Raw genomic sequence first — 18,999 nt, forward strand, 5'->3', positions numbered from 1 at the left:
GCGCTCATCGAGCGTCGCCGGGTGCGTGCGCAAGCCGGTCCAGCTGATCGAACCCTGATCACGGCGTGCGAAGTGTCCCCTGATTGGGTACCTCCTGAAGGACACCCAGAAGGAGGACGCTGTGGCAGCCGCAGGCGATCTGGTCGCGGAGCGCTATCGCCTGCTCGACCGCATCGGCGGTGGCGCCATGAGCGAGGTCTGGCGCGGTCACGACGAAGTGCTGAACCGGGACGTCGCCGTGAAGGAACTGCTGGTGCACGGCGGCATGACCGAGGCGCAGACGCAGGAGGCCCACGACCGGGCCCTGCGCGAGGCGCGCATCGCCGCCCGGCTGCACCACCCGCACGCCGTGGGCGTCTTCGACGTGGTCGAGCACGCAGGCCGGCCGTGCCTGATCATGGAGTTCCTGTCGGCGCGGACCCTGGCCGACCTGATCGCCGAACACGGCACGCTCCCCGCCGACCAGGTCCGGCGGATCGGCGCCCAGATCGCCGGCGCCCTCGCCGCGGCGCACGCCGCCGGGATCGTGCACCGCGACGTGAAACCCGGCAACGTGCTGATCACCGAGGACGGCACCGCGAAGTTGACCGACTTCGGCATCTCCCGTGCCGTCGGCGACGTCACCCTGACCGCGACCGGCGTGCTCGCCGGCACCCCGGCCTACCTGGCCCCCGAGGTGGCCAAGGGGTCCGAGGCGACCCAGTCCAGCGACGTGTTCTCCCTGGGCGCGACGCTGTACTGCGCGATCGAGGGCGCGCCGCCGTTCGGGCTCGACGCCAACCCGATCGCCCTGCTGTACCGCATCGCGACCAGCCCGGTGCCCACGCCGAGCCAGGCCGACGGCCTGGGCGACGCCGTGGCCACGCTGTTGCGCACCGATCCCGACCAGCGCCCCACCGCCCGCGAAGCCGAACGCACCCTGGCCGACGCCGAACCACACCCGCCGGCCGCCGCCGCCACGGCCGTCACGGCTACCGCTGCCGCCACGCCGACCAGCGCCGGCCCGGCTGCCACTGCTGGCGCGGCTGCCCCGGCTACTGCCGTGACCCGGTCGTCGGCCCCGCGCCGTCGCCGCGCCGTCCTGGCCGCCCTGGCCGTGGCCGTGCTGCTCATCGCCGGTGTGCTCGTCGCCGTGCTGACCAACGACAACGGCCCGGATCGCGCCGCCCCGCCCGGCACGAAACCCGCCCCGACGACCACCACCGCGCCACGGTCGACCACGGCCGGCAGCACGACGTCGAAGGCGGGCACGAGCACCACGAGCGCCCCGTCGAGCGCACCCGCGAAGCCCCCGACGCCGCAGGACGTACCCGCCCAGCTCACCGCGGCGATCGTCGACTACTACCAGCTCGTGCCGGGCAACCTGGACGTCGCGTGGAACCACATGACGGCCGACTACCAGCAGAACCACGCCGGCGGGAGGAGCGGGTACCAGCGCTTCTGGCAGGCGATCGCGCGCGTCACCGTGACCGACGTGACACCGTCCCCGCCCCACACCGTCACCGCGACCGTGAACTACTACTACCGCTCCGGGAACGTCGCGGTGGAAAGCACCCGCTTCGGTCTGGTTCAGGAGAACGGCATGTGGAAGATCGCCAGCTCCACGGTCCTCAGCCACCGCGGCGCCTCGTCGTGACGGCTTAGGAACGACTCAGGAGTCGGCGCCGGGGCGGTCGTCGAACAAGGCGACCCAGCGGCCGTCGAATCCGCCGGCTTCCGGTGCCGCCCAGCCCGCGGGCAGCCACCGGCCCGACTCGACGTGTTCGCTGCCGATCAGTCCGCCGTCGTGGACGAAGAAGTCGTGCTGGCGCCAGTAGGCGCCCAGCGACGCGGTGTCGCCACTGGCCGTGGCCCGGTTGCTGCCGTCGGGTGCACGCCCGGCGCCGCCGTAGCCGTCGAAGTCGTCCGAATCCGACGGGGTGTCCTCGTCGCCTTCGGCGGAGTAGTCGCCGAAGAGCCAGCCCTTGCTGGGGATGCCGGAGCGGCCGTCGGTGCCGGTGCCGTCCTTGGACGCGGTGTAGAAGCGCTGCCGCCCGACCGGCACCAGGGCGGCGCCGGACTCGTCGGTGATCGGGCTCTCCAGCCAGATGTCCGCGCTGTCGTCGGCTCGCCAGTTGCGGCTCCAGTCCCCGCCGGCCCAGTGCGTGGGGATGATGTCGGCGAGGTCCTGCAACTCGTAGGCGATCCGCTTGGTCTGACCCCAGTTCACCGTCGTGCCGTTGTCCACGCCGCTGGCCAGCGTGCCCGCCGAGTCGTGGGTGAGCACCGTGGCGCCCATCGCCGCGACGGCGTCCGCCGGGGCGAAGACGTAGTGCACCCGGTAGCTCTCGTTCGCGCCGGAGATGTGCACCCGCGCCGGGGCGTCCGCGGCGCCCGGCACCCCGGCCGGGTCGTCGGTCACGTAGCGCAGCTCGTGGCCGTGCGGGCCGAAGGAGGGGAAGTCCACGTCGCTCTCGTCGGCCTGCCAGAGCAGCAGGTGGTTGCCCCCGCCGGTGGACCGGAACCGGACCTGACCGGAGGCGAGGTCGGCCGCCGAACGCAGGATGTGTTCCTTGTGGTGGGTGATCACCGACGTGGCGTAGGCCTCGCCCGCGCCGCCCGGGGTGCCGGTGACGCCGCGGATGGTGATCTCGACCCGTTCCCAGTCGTGGATCTGGTCGCCGTCTTTGTCCGCCGCGTTGTACACGTGGTACAGCAGCGTGACCGCGGTCGATCCGTCGATGTCGCGGTATTGCAGCAAGGCGGTGTACAGCGTCGGCCGGATCTTCCACGTCGCGTACGGGCTGGCCGGGTCGCCCGCCGAGGCCGCGTAGTCGTCGACGTGCAACCAGTTGGTGCGGTTGGTGGAGAAGTCGCCGTCCCGGTCGAAGTCGAAGTTGGTCAGCCAGTCGCGCCCGGCCTTGCCGTTGTTCTCGTCGCCCTGCTTGAGCAACAGCGGGGCGTAGTACTCGAGGTAGGCACGGCGTTGGTCGGCGCTGAGGGTCACGCCGTCCGCCTGCGCGGGCAGGGCGGGAGCCACCACGCCGGCCAGCGCCAGCAGCACGGCGGGCAGGAGGAGATTCACCCGGTATCGACGCATCCGGAAAGTCCAGCACACCACCCAGAGGGACGAAACGTCCAAACGGCCGTCAACCGGGAAGGGCGGTTGGGGTAGGGGTCTGCGTGTGCCCATCGGGCACCGGGAGCAGCAACAGCCCGAGGTCCCGCCCGGTGGTGTCCTTGGGCAGTTCCTGAAGGGGGTGCGCCGGGCGCAGGCTGCTGGTGTGAGGGAAAACCGGGCGTTCGACCAGCAAGATGTCGCGACCATAGCGACGGCGGTGGGCAGGGCGCCGTCGGTGCACAACACGCAACCCTGGCACGTCGAGTTCGCCGGGCCGGTGGTCACCATCCTGGAACGCACCGATATCGGGCTGCGCAGGCACGATCCGGTCGGCCGGGACCGGCTGATCTCCTGCGGGTCGGCCCTGACCAATGCCCGGCTCGCGGTGCGCAGGCTCGGTCGCGCCGCCGACACCCAGGCTTTTCCCGACCACGACCGCCGGGACGCCGTCGGCCGGGTCCGCGCCGGCGACGATGTCCCACCGACTCCCGCGGAACTCGCCCGGTTCCGGGCGATCGCCTTGCGGCACAGCCATCGGCGGCGGTTCGGCCCGCAGCGGCCTGATCCCGCGCTCGTGCGTGAACTGCTGGAGGTCCCCGTCGCGGACGGCGTGGGCCTGCTCCACCTGTCCGGTCCCGCGATGCTCGACCCTTTGGCGGCGCTGCTGTCGGTGGCCGGCCAGGTCATGCGCGGCGACATCGCCTACCAGCAGGAGCTGGACGTCTGGCGGGACTCCACGACCAGCGGTAGCCGTGAGGGCTACCTGCCCGCGCCCCGCTCGGAACGAGCCCTGCCCTGGGCCGGGCTCGTCGATCGCGACACCGCGATACCACCGAAGTCGGTGCTGCGCGAGCGGTTGGCGGCGGAAACCCTCGTCCTGGTCACGACGGTGGGCGATGGCCGCAGTGACCACGTCGCCGCGGGCGTGACGCTGCAGGAGGTGTGGCTGGAGTGCGTGGCCCGTGGTCTGGCCGCGTCCGTGCTCACGCAGCCGCTGCACGTGGTGGACGTGCGGGCCGGGCTGATCGAGCAGCTGGAGTTGACCGGCTACCCGCAGGTCCTGATGCGACTGGGCCACCCGCGGTCGGTCGCGCGCAGCAGCGCTCGCAAGGTGCTGACCGACATCGTTCGCTCGCCTCGCACCCACGGGTGACCGCGGGTGCTTTGGTCCCGGGACCAAAGGTGCTGCGACGTGCACCAAAGACCCTTCGGCGACACCCGTGACAGCGGCGATCGTGGGTGGCACAGCGAACACACGCCCGAGGAGCAGGCCATGGGGACGATGTCACGGGTAGCGAGGAGCGCGTCGCTGCTGTTCTCGCGCAACCCGTTGACCCGTCCCGGGGATCGGGTGCTGAGCGCCGTCACCTGGCTGACGGTGGTGATCGCGATCGTGGTGGTGCCGGTCGCCGCGGCGGTGGGCAGCCTGGTGCACGCCCAGCGGGTCGAGTCCGCGCTGGTCGAACAGCGGACCCGCCTCCAGGTCCCGGCCACCCTGAGCGAGGACGCGCCCGCGACCGACGACCACAGCGGTGCGTGGTGGCTAGCTCCGGACGGGCGACCGCACACCGGCACCATCGAGGTCCCGGCCGGCTTGCACGCCGGTGACACCAAGCAGATCTGGATCGACCGGTCCGGCGCGGCGGTCGGCCCGCCACGAACGCTGACCTCGGCCGTGGGTGACGCCGTCGCGGTCGTCATGGCGATCCTGACCGGTGTCGTCCTGGTGCTCGCCAGCCTGCGCTGGGTGGTGCGCACGGCCGTGACCAGACACGCCCGCCGTTGCTGGGAACGGCAGTGGCTCGAGTTCGAACCCCGCTGGACCGGCCGCAAGGGCTGCGAACCGGCCTGACTGACCCACCGCGAAACCAAGGAGACGAACCATGCGAGCACGCGACGTGATGACCCGCGACGTGGTCAGTGTGCATCCGGCGACCACCGTGAAGCAGGCAGCAAAACTGTTGGCGGACAACGGGTTCACCGCGCTGCCGGTGGTCGAGGGCGACCAGCTGGTCGGGATCGTGAGCGAGGCCGACCTCGTGCGCGACCGGTTCCCGGTCGACCCGCGCTACCGCTACGAAACGGTGGATGCGCCGAACCTGCCGGTGCCGCAGCTGGTGCGGGAGGTCATGAGCGCGCCCGCGACCGACATGGGGCCGGGCACCGACGTGACGGTGCTCGCTCGCGCGATGCTCGACGACAAGCACCGCTTCATGCCCATTGTGGACGGTGGGGCGCTGGTCGGCGTCGTCACGCGACGCGACCTGATCAAGGTGCTCGCCCGTCCCGACGAGGAGATCGCGCGGGAGGTCACCAGCAAGCTCGAGAGCTACGGCGGGCCGAGCCGCTGGACGGTGGCGGTGCACGACGGCGAGGCCGTCGTGCACGACGAGTTCGACGACGCCACCGACCGGCACATCGCGCTGGTGCTGGCCGAAGCCGTTCCGGGCGTCGTGCGGGCGACCGTGCACAGTGCGCCCGTCGGGCCCGCGTGATGACCGCCCACAGGGCCGGCGCGGTCGTCCTGCTCACCACCTGATCGGCGGGTCCTTGGTCCCGTCCATGGGGGACCGCGGGATCTCCCTGCGCCACTGAAGAGCCCGACACGTGGGCCGCGTACTGTTCGGCGGTCAGGCTCCCGCCGCGCGGATGGACGCTCGATGTTCCCTGCCCCGTCGAGGATGTTGGCCCGTTGTAAGCCTTCTTGACAGCCGGTGCGCCGCTGCGACGATGAGGCCGCGCCAGTTGGCCGCGATCGGCGCGTCGAGGAGGTTGCGTGTCCGCGAACCCGTCCACCGTGCCCCGCTCGGCCGGTGCCGCCGAACCGCTCCCGCCGCGTCGCAACGAGTGGTTGCTGGTCGCGTTCACCGGCACCACGAACACCGCCGACGCGGTCATGCGGGTGGCGTTGCCCCTGCTCGTCACCCGGTTCACGACCTCGCCCGCGCTCGTCGCCGCCGTGTCGATCATGCTCAGCCTGCCGTGGCTGGTCACCGCGCTGCACATCGGCGTGCTGGTGGACCGGCGCAACCGCCGCTCGCTGATGGCCGGCGCCGAGTTCGCCCGGATGGTCGCGATCGGCGCCCTCGCCCTCGCCGTGGTGTTCGACATCGGCGGGCTGCCGGTCATCTACGCCGTGGCCCTCGTGCTCGGCGTCGCGGAGGTGGTCGCACAGCTCAGCGCCGCCTCGATCATCCCGGCCGCCGTGCCGCGCTCGCGCTGGCAGACCGTCAACGCCCGGCTCACCGGCACCGAGTACGTGAGCTTCAGCTTCGTCGGCGCGCCGATCGGTGGGTTCCTCGTCGCCGCCGGGTTCGCCGTCGCGCTCGGGGCGACCGGGGCCGCGTACCTGATCGGCGCGTTGCTGTTGACCATGCTGGTCGGCAACTTCACGCCGGCACCGGCCAAGGAACGCCGCCCGGCGCGGGCCGAGATCAAGGAGGGCCTGAGTTTCCTGCTCGGGCACCCACTGCTGCGCTCGATGGCGTTGCTGATCACCGTGATGGCCGGCTGCTGGGCGGCCTGGTACGCCCTGATCCCCGTCTACGCCATCGGGCCGCTGCACCTCACCGCCCAGCAGTACGGCTTCCTGCTGACCTGCCTCGGCGCCGGTGGCGTGCTCGGCACCGTCCTGGTCGGCCCGGTGAACCGGCTGATCGGCCGCCGCTGGGCGATGTTCGTCGACATCATCGGCACCGCGTTGATGGTCGGCATCCCCGCCGTGCTGCCGTCGACGCCGGGCAGCGCGTGGGTGATCGGCGCCGCCGCGTTCGCCGCGGGCATCGGCGGGACGATGTGGACGGTGAACTCGCGCGTCATCACGCAGTCCTTGGTGCCCAACGAGATGCTGGGCCGGTTCAACGCCGCGAGCAGGTTGATCTCGTGGGGGATGCTGCCGGTCGCGGCGGCCGTCGCGGGCGGGCTGGCGCAGCTGTTCGGCTACCGGATCGCGTTCGGGCTGTTCGCGGTGCTGTGCCTGCTGCTGGTCTACCTGTTCCTCCGGGTGATCACCCCGGGCATGCTGGACGAGGTGGACGCACCCGCCGAGGAGCCGGCATGAGCGGCATGTACGCCACCTTCGCCGCGACCGCCGACACGGTGCCGGACGCGGTCGCGCTCGAGGTCGCCGAGGACGTGCTGACCTACGCCGAACTGGCGGCGCTGGTGGACCGGCTGGCCGCGCGGCTCGTGTCGTCATGCGGTGCGGTGCCCGCGGCGGTCGGCCTGCTGGCTTCGCGCAGCCTCGCCGCGTACGCGGGTTACCTGGCGGCGTTGCGGCTCGGTGCGGTCGTCGTGCCGCTGAACCCGTCGTTCCCGCCCGCGCGCAACCAGGCCATGTGCGTCGCGGCGGGGGTCGACGTGGTCGTGGTCGACGCCGCCGGTGCGCCGCAGGCCGGCGAGCTGACCGGGGCGGCGCAGCTGCGGCTGACCGCGCCGGACTGGGCCGCCGGACTGCCCGACGCCTGGACGCGGCCGTGTCCGTCCACTTCGGACGACGTGGCGTACGTGCTGTTCACCTCCGGGTCCACCGGGACGCCGAAGGGCGTGCCGATCCGGCACCGCAACCTGCCTGGGTTCCTGGCCCACTGCCGCCGCCAGTACGGCGTCGAGGTGGGCAGCAGGCTTTCCCAGACCTACGACCTGACCTTCGACCCGTCGGTCGGCGACATGTTCACGGCGTGGAGCGCGGGCGCGACCCTGGTGGTGCCGCAGACGGCCGAGATCCTGACCCCGGCCCGGTTCGTCGCGGCGCGCGCCATCACGCACTGGTCGTCGGTGCCGTCGGTGATCTCGCTGGCCCGGCGGTTGCGCGGGCTGCGGCCCGGCAGCATGCCGACGTTGCGCAGCAGTGTGTTCGCCGGCGAGCAGCTGACCGTCGAGCAGGCGCGGGCGTGGGCGGCGGCGGCGCCGGACAGCGTCGTCGACAACGCCTACGGTCCGACCGAGCTGACCATCACGTGCCTCGGTCACCGGCTGGCCGCGTCGCCGCGGGAGTGGCTCGACACGGCCAACGGCACGGTGCCCATCGGCCGGCCGAACGCCGGCCTGGAGGCGGTGGCCGTGGCGGAGGATGGCACGGTGCGCACCGCCGACACGCCCGACGCGGACGGCGAGCTGTGCGTGCGCGGGCACCAGCGCTTCGACGGCTACCTCGACCCGGCGCACGACGCCGGCCGGTTCCTGCGCTCGGCCCCGGAAGGCACGATGACGCCCGTCGAGGGTCGTCCGGGACCGGACGACTGGTACCGCACCGGCGACCGGGTTCGCGCGGTGGCCGGTCAGTTCGTCCACATGGGACGGTTGGACGACCAGGTCAAGATCCGCGGTTACCGCATCGAGCTGGGCGAGATCGAGGCGGTCCTGCGGGCGCAGCCCGGCATCGCGGACGCCGTCGTGCTCGCGCTGCCCGCCGAGGGCGGGGATGTCGCGCTGCACGCGCTGTACACCGGCGCCGAGACCGAGTCCGGGCAGCTGAGCGCGGCGGTGGCCGCCCGCCTGCCGGAGTACATGGTGCCGGCCCGGTTCCACCACGTGGACGGGTTCCCGGTGAACAACAACGGCAAGGTGGATCGCCGGGCCCTGGCCACGAGCCTCGAATCCCGCAGCTGAGCGGAACCACGGAATGGGTCGCGATGCAGACGCGCGCATAACCCCCCAACGCCCTGAATGGCCCATTCAAGACACCCAGCGCCTCGAATGGGCCATTCAGGGCCTTTCACGACAGGAAACGGGCCGCGCGTCTCGAGGTGGGACGCGCGGCCGGTTGACCGGTCAGTGGTGGGGAAGCAGGTTGGTCAGGGCGCCGGCCAGCGTGGCGGCCACGTCCTCGGTGAGCACGCCGTGGTGGCCGGTGCCCAGGCGCAACCGGGCCGGCGGTGACTTGAACAACGTCGCCCACTGGTCCAGTTGCACGTCCAGCAGGTCAGCTCCGACAACCAACCCGGCGCCCGGCACCTGGTCCGTGCCGACGAACGCCGCGACCGCCTCGGTGTGGCGCAGGTGCACCCGCCACCGGTCCAGCAGGGTGGCGGTCGGCACCGTCTCGCCGGTGGGGCTCGCGGCGGCCAGGTGTGCGGCCAGCGCGCGAATCGCCAGCTCCCCGTCGTCGCCGTGCACGACCGGCAGGGCGGTACCCGGTGGTATGCCCAGCGCCGCCGCGATGCCTGCGGCGAAGGTCTCGAAGCACTCGCGTTCGCGGTCGGCGTCCATCGGGTAGCCGACCGGCGGCGCCGCGTCCAGCACCGCGAGTGCCGGTGCCGCACCGGATTCCGCCAGGGCGGCGGCCATCCGGTAGCACACCTGCCCGCCCATCGACCATCCACAAAGGATGTCCGGCGCGTCGCCCTCGGCCAGCAGATCGGCCAGGTAGCGCCGCGCCATCGACAGCACGTCGGGCAGCGGCGTGCGCTCCTGCGACGCGGTCACCCGCCACCCGTCGGGCAGCGCGGCCGCCAGGTGCCGGTAGTCCTGCGCGGACCCGCTCGCCCCGTGCACCAGGTGCAGGTGCGGCCCACCCGCCCCTTCGCGCAGGGGCACCACCGTGCTCATCGCGTCGGCGGGCTCCGCCTCGGCCTCCAGCTGCTGCACCAGCGTGCGCGGGGTCGGCCGGGCCAGCCAGGCGACCACGTCCAGGCGCTGCCCGGTCGCCGCCTCGACGGCGACCGCCAGCTGGATCACCTTGAGCGAGCGCCCGCCCGCGGCGAAGAAGTCCTCGTCCGGGCCACCGGCCTGGTGTCCCAGGACTTCCTGCCAGAGCCGCCCCGCGAGCTCCCACGTCGCCGAGGCCGGCAGCGCCCGCACCGGGGCCGCGGCCGCCGCGGGCCGGTGGTGGTCCAGGTGCCCGGCCGACGCGCGGGTGCGGACGGAAAGGTCGGCGACCCGTGTCGTGGCGTCCGCGCCGCCCGCCGCGAGCACCGCGTCCAGGTCGTGCAGCAGGCGCATGACCGTGGGCCGCTCGTAGCGCCCGGTGTTGTACTCGATCTCCGTCCAGTAGGCCCCTTCGACCTCCCAGAAGGCGATCGAGATGTCCGCGCGCGCCGCCCGGTTGGGGGTGCGGTGCAGCACCAGCGGCACGTCGCCGAGGGCGAGACCGGCGGCGATCGGGCCGAGGTAGTTCAGCAGCAGCGGCGCGTAGTCCGACAGCATCGACTGCGTGGACTCGGTGAGCGCGCCGAACACTGTCGCGTAGGGCACGTGCTGGTGGGCGAGCATGGTCCACACGGCGTCCCGGCCGCGGCCGACCACGTCGCCGATGGTGTCGTCGGCGCGTACGGTGGCCCGCGCGATGCACAGGTTCGCCAGGTAGCCGACCAGCGCCTGGTCGCGTGGGGTCATCCGGTTGGCGAGTACCGCGCCGATCGCGACGTCTTCGCCCGCACCGCCGCGGGCGAGCACGATCTGCAACGCCGCAAGGAGCACCGCGAACGGGGTGGCGTAGTGGGAGGTGCCCAGCGCGCCCACCGCGGCGGCCGCCTCCTGGCTGAACCGGTAGCGCAACGTCACGCCGGGCGCGCCGGTGCCCGCGAAGCGGTCGTGGTCGGCGCACACGGTCGTGGACACCGCGCCGTCCAGTGCCGAGCGCCAGTGCTCGAGGCTCGCCGCCCAGTCACCGGCCGCACGCGCGGCCGCCTGCTCGGCGGCGTAGGCGGTGAACGGTTCGGCGTCGCCCTCGAATTTCGGCTCGGCTCCGGTCAGCGCGGCCGCGTAGGCCACCGACAGGTCCTGCATGATCAGCTGGATGCCCCACCCGTCGACCGCGACGTGGTGCACGGTGAGCAACAGCTCCTGGGTGCCGGCGACCTCGATCGAAGCCAGCCGGGCCAACGGTGCCGTGTCCAGCGCGAAGCTCTGCTCGCTGAGCTCTTCGCACACCAGCCGCAGCAGCTCGTCGGTGGGCGTGCCGCCGGGGTCGGCGATCTGGATCCGCTGCACGCGCACGGGCAGCGTCGGCGTGACCACCAGCCGCAGCTCACCGTCCACCCGGTACACCGCCGTGCGCAGGGCTTCGTGCCGGTCGACCACCGCCTGCCACGCGACGCCCAGTGCAGTGACGTCCACTGTGGACCCACAGCCGAGCCGCCAGGTCAGGTTGTAGACGGACTGGTTGCGGGCGCGCTGGTGCACCCACCAGAGCGACTCCTGCATCGCCGTCACGGGGACCCCGGCGGCGGGGGACACCGAGGGCACGGCGACGGGGGAGTCCTGCTGGAGCGTCATCGCGCTGACCCGACGGGCGACGCCGTGAACTCGTCGGTGAGTCGCCTGCGGTCGATCTTGCCGACCGGGGTCAGCGGGATCTCGGCGCGGTGGTGGTAGCCGCGCGGGCGCATGTACCGCGGCAGCTCCTCGACCAGGCCGGCGAAGGACTCGCCGCTGACCTCCTCGCCGGTGTAGAGCGCCTGCAGGTCGATCTCGCCGTCCTCGGCGGGCACGGTGATCACCACGACCTCGGCGATCGACGGGTGCCTGCGCAGCGCCGACTCGATCTCGGCGAGCTCCACCCGGTTGCCGCGGATCTTGATCTGCTCGTCGATGCGGCCGCGGTGCACCAGCAGGCCGTGCTCGCGGCGCACCCGGTCGCCGGTGCGGTACCAGTGCTCCTCGGTGAGCGGGCCGGCGGTGTAGAGCGTGGCGCGCTCGTCGGTCATCGGGTCGTAGCTGAAGAACCGGCCCGGGTTCTCGGCGGGATCGAGGTAGCCGGGGAAGCGCTGCGGCCCCCGGATGACCAGCTCGCCCTCGTCGGCGGGCGTCCCGTCCTCGCCGAGCAGCAGGTACTCCATGTGCGGGTACAGCTCGCCGATCGGCATGGAGCGGTTGGACGTCTCGGGCAGGTCCTGGCGCAGCGGGATCTCGTGCCCGGTGACGGTCACGGTGGTCTCGGTCGGCCCGTAGCAGTTGAAGATCCGGGTCTGGCCGGCCGCGGCCGACCACGCCTGCACCTGTTCCAGCGTCAGGGTTTCGCCGCCGAAGAAGCTGCCGCGCAGGTTCGGCATGCTGTTGGGCGCGAGCGCGCGCAGCCGCTTGGCGAAGGAGATCAGCGACGGCACCGACATCCAGTGCGTCAGCCGCTTGGCGTTGACGAACTTGACGGGGGTGAACACGTCGGAGTGCTGCGCCACGCACAACGTCGCGCCCGATCCCCAGCTGCCGAAGATCTCCACGATCGACCCGTCGAAGGCCATCTCGAAGGTCTGCGAGACGCGGGCGCCCGGCTCGAGGAAGTAGCGGGAGATGACGTCGGTGAGGAACGCCGACACGTTGGCGTGCGTGGTCGGCACGCCCTTCGGCTTCCCCGTCGTGCCACTGGTGTAGATGATGTAGGCGATGTCGTCGGGCCCGCGCTCGACCACGGCGGGCAGCTCGGCCGGCGGTGCGGTCTCGGCGAGCAGGTCGGCCATCCGGGTCCCCGACATGTCCAGCAGCGCGATCCCGGCGCCCCGCCGGTAGTCCTCGGCGTCGTCGCCGGAGGTGTCGTCGACCACGGTGAGGTCGATGCCGGCGTCCGCGGTGATGACCAGGTTGCGCGGGGCGGTGGCCGCGGGGTTGAGCGGCACGCACGCGGCGCCGAGGCGTTGCGCGGCAAGGTAGGCCACGTACCCGGCGAGACTGCGCGAGGTCAGCAGGGCGACGCGCTCGGGCGCCCGGCCGAGCTCGCGGTGCATCAGCGCGGACATCCGGTCCACGGCCGCGCTCAGCTCGGCGTAGGTCAGCGTGGTGGCCAGCACCTCCAGCGCCGGCCGCTGCGGGTTGGCCTCGGCGGAGTCGAGGAACCAGTGGTACATGGTCTTGGTGGTCATCGCGGGTCCCTTTCGCGGTGCGTGCCGTGGGCGATGCTGACCGGCGCGCCCACGCCGGCGTCGATGCTGTGCCAGTGGTGCTCGTGCCACCGGCCGTCGTGTTGTCCGATGTGGACGGGGATGCGCCACGGCCGGCCCGCGAGGCCGGTGCCCTGGGCCTTGACGCAGGCCTCCTGCACGGCCCAGATCCGGGCCAGCTCGTGGTCGCGATGCTCGTCGTCGAGGGCGGCCAGCGCGACCCGGGTGGCCGGCGGGCAGCAGCGGCGCAGCATCCCGGCGCCTGCCCGGGTGGGCACCTGGACGTCGATGCCGACGCGGACGCCCACCCCGACGGCGGCGGCCACCAGGTCGCCGTCGTGGGCGATGCTCACGCCGAGGTCGGGTCGGTCCGGCAGGTAGGGGCGTCCTTCGGGGGTGCTGGCGACGGTGGACGCCGAGCCGGTGATCGCCACCTGCAGGTCGTGCAGGGCGGCCCGGGCGGTCGCGCGCAGGTCCACTGTGGACCGGCGAACGACCGCGGTGATCGGCGCGCACGTCAAGGTGATCGGTTCGCCGGGGGTCATCGCGGCCGCCTGCGCGCGAACGCGGCGCACAGGGCGCCGGTCCGGGTGAGGGTGTCCGGCGTGAGGTCCTCGTCGGTCAGTTCGACGCCCAGCGCGCCCTCGGCGCGTTCGATGATCTCCACGAGGCGAAACGAGTTGAAGCCCGCCAGTTCGCGCAGCGAGCCGGCCGCGCGCACCTCGGCCTCGTCGACGCCCAGAACCGTCGCGATGGCGGCCACCACCACGGCGGTCACCGCGTCGTCGTCCACACTGGACTCGCCGGTGGCTTCGGCGGCGGCGGTTCCGGCCGCGACGGCGATCACCAGTTCGGCGTCGGCCCGCAGCAGCGCGCGCAACGCGTCGAGGAGCTCGTCGGACGGCCCGCCACCGCGCCGGCCGGCCAGGAACAGCCGGCCGCCCAGGGCGGTCACCGCCTCGGCGTGTGCCTGCGCCGCGGCAAGCACGGCGGCCGGCGTGTCCGGCAGCGAGGCCAGCCAGGTCGCGTACAGCGAGCGGGACCGGCCGAGCAGCCACACGTCCTGCACGAGGGTGTCCGGTGCGGCCCCGCCGCGGTCGACGAACTCGTCGGCCGACGATCGTGCCGCGGCCGCGTTGTCCCGGTGGCGCACCGGAACCGGTGCGGTGTCGTCGATCGCGAGCACCAGGGCGGTGCCTCGCGGTAGAGCGTCCACATCGGACGGATCCAGCCGCCAGGTGCCCGGCCGAGCCGGACCCCACGGCGTCTCGTCGTGGTAGGCGTCCACGACGCAGGTTCCGGCACCGTCGGTGCACAGCAGGAAGCTGTGCTCCTCATGCCTGCGCCCGGCGTAGGGCGTCCACGGGAGGTCGTGCACGTCCGCGACCACGTACAGGGTGCCGTGCTCGGCGGCCAGCTCGGCCAGCCGTGGCCCGGCCACGTCGTCGAACCGCCGCGCCACCCGCAGCCCGGCCAGGTCGTGCGCCTGCGCCAGCCGGTCGGCCAACCCGGCGGCCAGCCTGGGCACCCCGCGCTGGTCGGTCGTGGTGTCGAACCGCGGCGCCGACCCGAGCACGACGTGCGCGCCCGGCCCACGGTGGTGGTCGAGCAGGACCGCGAGGTTCGACTGCAGGCAGTCGAGTTGCTCGGCGGCCAGCTCGTCCAGCAGCGGCGACCAGTCGCGGTGGTAGGTCTCGGCCGGCGCGGTCAGCACGGCTGCTCCTGGGGTTCTTGAAACTGGGCGATCCGGTCGATCAGCTCGCCAAGGTGAGCCGGGTCGAACACGGCGAAGTGCTCGGCGCTGAGCCACTCGACCCGCAGGTCGGGTGCCAGCTCACGCCAGCGGCGCACCGCCTGCTCCCGCTCGGTGAACCCCTCGTTGGCGCCGGGGGAGTCCGCGCACATCAGCAGCAGCACCCGGCCCGGGTACGTGCGTTCGATGCGGTAGTCGACCAGCGCCCGCAGCTGCGCGCCGACGGTGGTCAGCACCCGCTCGACGGTCTGCGGCTCCGGGCGCGGACCGAGCCCGGCGAGGATCACCGACCGCACGTGCTCGTCGCCCGCCGCGGTGGCGGGTCGCGGCAGCGGTGACGCGTCGACCACCACCAGGTCCGGGGTGATGCCGCGATCGGCGAGGCGCACCGCGAGCTCCCAGCCGACGGTCCCGCCCAGCGACCAGCCGAAGATCGTCGACGGGATCAGGTCGCCCACCGCCGCCAGCGCGGCGTCCGCCATCTCCGCTACGGACGTCTCGGGCCGCTCACCGGGCAGCAGGCCCGCGGCCCGCACCGCGTACACGCTGTGCGTGGTGCCCAGGGACGACGCCAGCTGCAGGTACGGGCCGAGGCCGCCGCCCGCGCCGGGCAGCATCACGCAGACCGGCCGGTCGCGGCGCCGGACCAGCGTGATGAGCCGGCCCGGCAGGGTCACCTCGGACGTCGGCTGCGTCGTCGACGGGGCCGTCGTCGGCTGGGTCGTCATCGGGTGGCCTCCCGGATCAGCGCGGCGAGCGTGGCCACGGTCGGGGCCCGCAGGAAGTCGATGACCTGGACGGTCACCTGGTAGCGCTGCTGGACCTCGCCCAGCACCTGCACGATCACCAACGAGTGCCCGCCGTACTGCATGACGGGTGTGTCCGGGTCGACCACCGGCACCGACAGCACCTTCGCCCACAGGGCGCACAGCTCGGCGGTGAGGTCGTCGGCCGGTGCGGCGGCCGCGGGTGCGGGTGCGGTGAGCTGCTCGGCGACCAGCTGGTCGGCCAGCGCCGTCAACGCCTTGCGATCGGTCTTGCCGGTGGCGGACAACGGCACGGCGTCGAGATCGAAGATCCGGGCGGGCAGCATGTGCGGCGGCAGCCGCCGCGCGCACACCGCCCGCAGCCCGTCGGTGTCGAGCTCCGCGTCCGGCTCGGCGACCACGAACAGGACCAGCTCGCGAGTCTGCGCGTCACCGCGGACGACGGCCACCGACGCCCGGACTCCGGGTACGGCGTTGGCCACCGCTTCCAATTCGCCGAGTTCCACCCGGTGCCCGCGGATCTTCACCTGGGTGTCGCCGCGGCCGAGGTAGGTCAGCACGTCGTGCTCGTCGCGCACGACCTGGTCCCCGGTGCGGTACATGACGCCGTTGCCGCCGAAGTGGTCCGGCAGGAACGCCGCGGCCGTGCGCTCCGGGTCGTTGATGTAGCCCTCGGCGGGCGCGATCCCGCCGATGAACAGGTCACCGGCCACCCCGTACGGCGCGAGGTGCCCCGTCTGGTCCACCACGTAGGTCGCGACCCCGGGCATGGCGGTGCCGATCGGCACATGGGTGGGCCAGACCGGGTCGTCGCCGTGCAGGCGGTGCGTCGTCACCGCCTGCGCTTCGGTGGGGCCGTACAAGTTCACCAGCTCGCACTGCGGGTGCTCGACGAAGAACGCCCGGATCTCGTCGTCGGTCAGCAGCTGCTCGCCGGACACGCAGAGGTAGCGCAACGCGGGCAGGTGCACCCGTTGCCGGGCCGCGCACTGGACGAACGACCGCAGCGCGGCGGCGGGCAGGAACACGTGGGTGACCGCCGTGTCGGCGACCCGGCGCAGCACCGCGGGCATGTCCCGGCGGTCCGCGGGCCGCCGCGAGACGACCGTCCCGCCGCCGAGCAGCACCGGGACGATCTCCTGGAACGACACGTCGAACCCGGCCGGCGCGAACTGCAGGAACCTGGTGTCGGTGCTCATGTCCAGCGCGCCCTGCTGCCACGCGGCCAGGTTGAGCAGCGACCGCTGGCCCATCAGCACGCCCTTGGGCCTGCCGGTCGAGCCGGAGGTGAACAGCACGTACACGCCCGCGTCCGGTCGCGCCTGCGACGGGGCGATCCGCGCGTCGCCGCTCAGGTCGGCCAATGGCACGGCGGGCACGGGCACGCCTTCGATCGGCTCGCCGACCGCGAGCCGGCAGCCGGCCCGCGCCACCATCCCGGCCAGTCGCTCGACGGGCAGCCCGGTCTCCAGCGGCAGGTAGGCGGCGCCGCGGCGCAGGACGGCGAGGATCGTGGGGACCACGTCGTGCAGCCCGTCCAGCCGCATCCCGACCACGTCGCCGGGGCCGATGCCACGCTCGGCGAGGCCGGTGGCCAGCCGCCCGGCCTGCTCGGCCAGCTCCCGGTAGGTCAGTTCGCCGTCCGGGTCCGACACCGCGATCCGGTCCGGGTGCCGCTCGGCGGTCTGCTCGAACCACTCGGTGATGGTGGGGGCGGCGGGCGTGGCGGGCCGGCCGTCGTGGCGCAGGCTCGGCGCGGCCGAGGCGTGGTCGAACAGGTCGGCCAGGCGCAGGTCGCCGTCAGTGATCGCCCGGCGCAGGGCCGTGCGCAGCGACACCAGCAGGTCGTGGGCCACCCGGGCCGGGATCAGCGCGCGGTCGTACTCCAGTTCCAGCAGCCAGCCGTGGCGGGTCGGTGTCGCGCCGAGCCACAGGTCGAACTTCGCGGTGCCGTTGGCGGGCTCGTGCACCTCGGCGACCGGGCCGCCGTCGGCGTTGTCCGCGGTGTTCTGCATGGCCAGCATGGCGGAGAAGAGCGGGTTGCGGTCGTTGGTGCGCTCCGGCTGGACCCGCGACACGAGCTGGGTGAACGGCACGTCCACCGACGCGCGGCAGAAGTCGATCTCGCCGCGCACCGCGGCGAGGTGCTCGTCGACCGTGCGCGCCCAGTCCACCTCGGCCGTGATCGGCAGCGTGTTGACGAAGAACCCGCACAAGTCGAACGACGCGATGGTGCGGCGGGCGGCAAACGGGCTGCCGATCAGGACCTTGTCCACCCCGCCGTGGCGGGCCAGCACCGCCGAGTACACGCCGGTGAGCAACACGAACGGGCTGACGCCGGCCCGCTTGCACGCCGCGGTGAACCGCTCGGCGAGCGCACCGTCCACGGTGAACGAGACGCGGTCGCCGCGGAAATCCGTCTGTTGTGGACGGTTCGGCCGTGGGTAGAGCACCAGCGGGGGCACCATGCGCAGCCGTTCGGCCCACGCGTCGGCCTTCTGGGCGGTCGCCTCGGCGCCCGCGGCGCGGTGCTGCGCGGCCAGCTCCTTGACCAGCCCCTTGGTCCGGGACGCGTCGAGCGCCAGCAGGGCGTCGGTGTCGGCCGGGTCGAGCGTGCCGTCGAGCAACGTCGCGAGGTCCCGCATGATCGGCACCATGGACAGCCCGTCACCGACGATGTGGTGCGCGCACAACAGGATCGACGCGGCCCGGCCATCCTCGGCGAGCACCGCGGCGCACCGGAACACCGGGCCTGTCGCGAGGTCGAACGGGGCGCGGCCGATCTCGGCGCCGACCTGCGCGAGCACGCCGTCGTAGTCCGCACCGGGCACCGTGTGCACCCGCAGTGGGAGCTCGGCGGCCCCGGGCACCGGCAGCAGCCGCGCGCTCACCTGCGGGCGCAGGGTGAACACCTGGCGCAGCGCCGGCTGCACGGCGACGAGCGCGGTCAGCACCCGGGTCACGCACGCGGCGTCGAGCGGGACCGCGCAGCGCGCCGGGTCCAGGTCGAAGCGCATCGTCTGGTTGTAGATCTGGCGGGCCGAGACCATCGAGTCCACCACGAGCAGGCCGCGCTGCGACTCGGTGATCGCGAGCACCGTCTCCGGCTCGCCGTCGCGCAGGTCGGCGGCCGGGATGTCGACCGCGGTCACGCGGCGTCCCCACCGGCGTGGACCGCAAGGTCCCCGAGCCACTGCTTCAGCTCGCCGATGGTGCGCACACCGGCCATCCGGGTCGCGTCGATCTCGGCGTCGTCGTCGGCGGCGACCTCGACGGCCAGCCGCAGCAGCGACAGCGATTCCAGGCCCGCGTCCATCACCGAGGTGTCGTCGTCGAACGCGGCGGTCGCGTAGCGAGCGATCCTCGAATCGAGGTCCAGCTGAGCGGTCATGGGGGGATTCACCTCGTCGTTACCGAACCGGTGCGCCGCGACCGCGGCGTCTGCCGTCGAGAATCCACAGCCGCGATGTTGCGCCGATGTTGCCGTGATGCACCGGCGATGTCCGCGGCCCGCGCCAGGCCGGGCGGCGCGGCCGGTGGCGACAGGTTCCGCAGAGCGCGACC

The 18,999-nt window shown here is 73.0% G+C and carries 14 protein-coding genes; 6 read left to right on the forward strand and 8 right to left on the reverse strand.

Annotated elements, in window-relative coordinates; all coding sequences use genetic code 11:
• Nucleotides 1-121: 121 nt before the first annotated feature.
• Nucleotides 122-1,636: a serine/threonine-protein kinase gene (locus EV186_RS31680; RefSeq protein WP_243754395.1), complete on the forward strand. Its 1,515-nt coding sequence runs from the start codon at nt 122-124 to the stop codon at nt 1,634-1,636.
• 15 nt (nt 1,637-1,651) lie between these two features.
• Here the strand turns inward: EV186_RS31680 and EV186_RS31685 are convergent, their stop codons facing one another.
• Entirely contained in the window at nt 1,652-3,079 is a 1,428-nt protein-coding gene (locus tag EV186_RS31685) for a hypothetical protein (RefSeq protein ID WP_133853194.1), read from the reverse strand.
• Nucleotides 3,080-3,263: 184 nt separating this feature from the next.
• Here EV186_RS31685 and EV186_RS31690 point away from each other — a divergent pair, with 184 nt between their 5' ends.
• The 5 genes from EV186_RS31690 to EV186_RS31710 all read left to right on the forward strand — a co-directional run bounded on the left by EV186_RS31690 (nt 3,264) and on the right by EV186_RS31710 (nt 8,710).
• Nucleotides 3,264-4,253 carry an Acg family FMN-binding oxidoreductase gene (locus EV186_RS31690; protein ID WP_133853195.1) on the forward strand — a complete coding sequence of 330 codons (990 nt, stop codon included), beginning with the start codon at nt 3,264-3,266 and terminating at the stop codon, nt 4,251-4,253.
• 120 nt (nt 4,254-4,373) lie between these two features.
• Entirely contained in the window at nt 4,374-4,952 is a 579-nt protein-coding gene (locus EV186_RS31695) for an Rv1733c family protein (protein ID WP_133853196.1), read from the forward strand.
• A 31-nt stretch (nt 4,953-4,983) separates the two neighbouring features.
• Nucleotides 4,984-5,595, forward strand: coding sequence for a CBS domain-containing protein (locus EV186_RS31700; RefSeq protein WP_133853197.1), 612 nt, complete (start codon nt 4,984-4,986; stop codon nt 5,593-5,595).
• Between the two features lie 281 nt (nt 5,596-5,876).
• Nucleotides 5,877-7,160, forward strand: coding sequence for an MFS transporter (locus EV186_RS31705; protein WP_243754396.1), 1,284 nt, complete (start codon nt 5,877-5,879; stop codon nt 7,158-7,160).
• Nucleotides 7,157-8,710, forward strand: coding sequence for an amino acid adenylation domain-containing protein (locus EV186_RS31710; RefSeq protein ID WP_133853198.1), 1,554 nt, complete (start codon nt 7,157-7,159; stop codon nt 8,708-8,710). The genes EV186_RS31705 and EV186_RS31710 overlap by 4 nt, the downstream gene beginning before the upstream one ends.
• Before the next feature lie 162 nt (nt 8,711-8,872).
• On the opposite strand, the gene EV186_RS31715 is transcribed toward EV186_RS31710, so the two are convergent.
• From EV186_RS31715 to EV186_RS31745, 7 genes are read right to left on the reverse strand one after another with little or no spacing between them, the layout of a single operon-like run.
• Complete coding sequence (locus tag EV186_RS31715) at nt 8,873-11,317, reverse strand: condensation domain-containing protein (protein ID WP_133853199.1); 2,445 nt, start codon at nt 11,315-11,317, stop codon at nt 8,873-8,875.
• Nucleotides 11,314-12,897, reverse strand: coding sequence for an AMP-binding protein (locus EV186_RS31720; protein ID WP_133853200.1), 1,584 nt, complete (start codon nt 12,895-12,897; stop codon nt 11,314-11,316). Before EV186_RS31720 ends, EV186_RS31715 begins: the two co-directional genes overlap by 4 nt.
• Nucleotides 12,894-13,460 carry a 4'-phosphopantetheinyl transferase family protein gene (locus tag EV186_RS31725; protein ID WP_133853201.1) on the reverse strand — a complete coding sequence of 189 codons (567 nt, stop codon included), beginning with the start codon at nt 13,458-13,460 and terminating at the stop codon, nt 12,894-12,896. The genes EV186_RS31720 and EV186_RS31725 overlap by 4 nt, the downstream gene beginning before the upstream one ends.
• Nucleotides 13,457-14,629, reverse strand: a complete 1,173-nt coding sequence (locus tag EV186_RS31730) for an acyl carrier protein (RefSeq protein ID WP_133853202.1) — start codon at nt 14,627-14,629, stop codon at nt 13,457-13,459. The genes EV186_RS31725 and EV186_RS31730 overlap by 4 nt, the downstream gene beginning before the upstream one ends.
• On the reverse strand, nt 14,623-15,396 hold the full coding sequence (locus EV186_RS31735; RefSeq protein WP_133853203.1) for an alpha/beta fold hydrolase: 774 nt from the start codon (nt 15,394-15,396) through the stop codon (nt 14,623-14,625). Before EV186_RS31735 ends, EV186_RS31730 begins: the two co-directional genes overlap by 7 nt.
• Nucleotides 15,393-18,587: a non-ribosomal peptide synthetase gene (locus tag EV186_RS31740; protein WP_208115883.1), complete on the reverse strand. Its 3,195-nt coding sequence runs from the start codon at nt 18,585-18,587 to the stop codon at nt 15,393-15,395. The genes EV186_RS31735 and EV186_RS31740 overlap by 4 nt, the downstream gene beginning before the upstream one ends.
• Entirely contained in the window at nt 18,584-18,826 is a 243-nt protein-coding gene (locus EV186_RS31745; protein ID WP_133853204.1) for a phosphopantetheine-binding protein, read from the reverse strand. The genes EV186_RS31740 and EV186_RS31745 overlap by 4 nt, the downstream gene beginning before the upstream one ends.
• Between the last annotated feature and the right edge of the window lie 173 nt (nt 18,827-18,999).

This window comes from Labedaea rhizosphaerae (genome assembly GCF_004362825.1).
GTDB lineage: Bacteria > Actinomycetota > Actinomycetes > Mycobacteriales > Pseudonocardiaceae > Labedaea > Labedaea rhizosphaerae.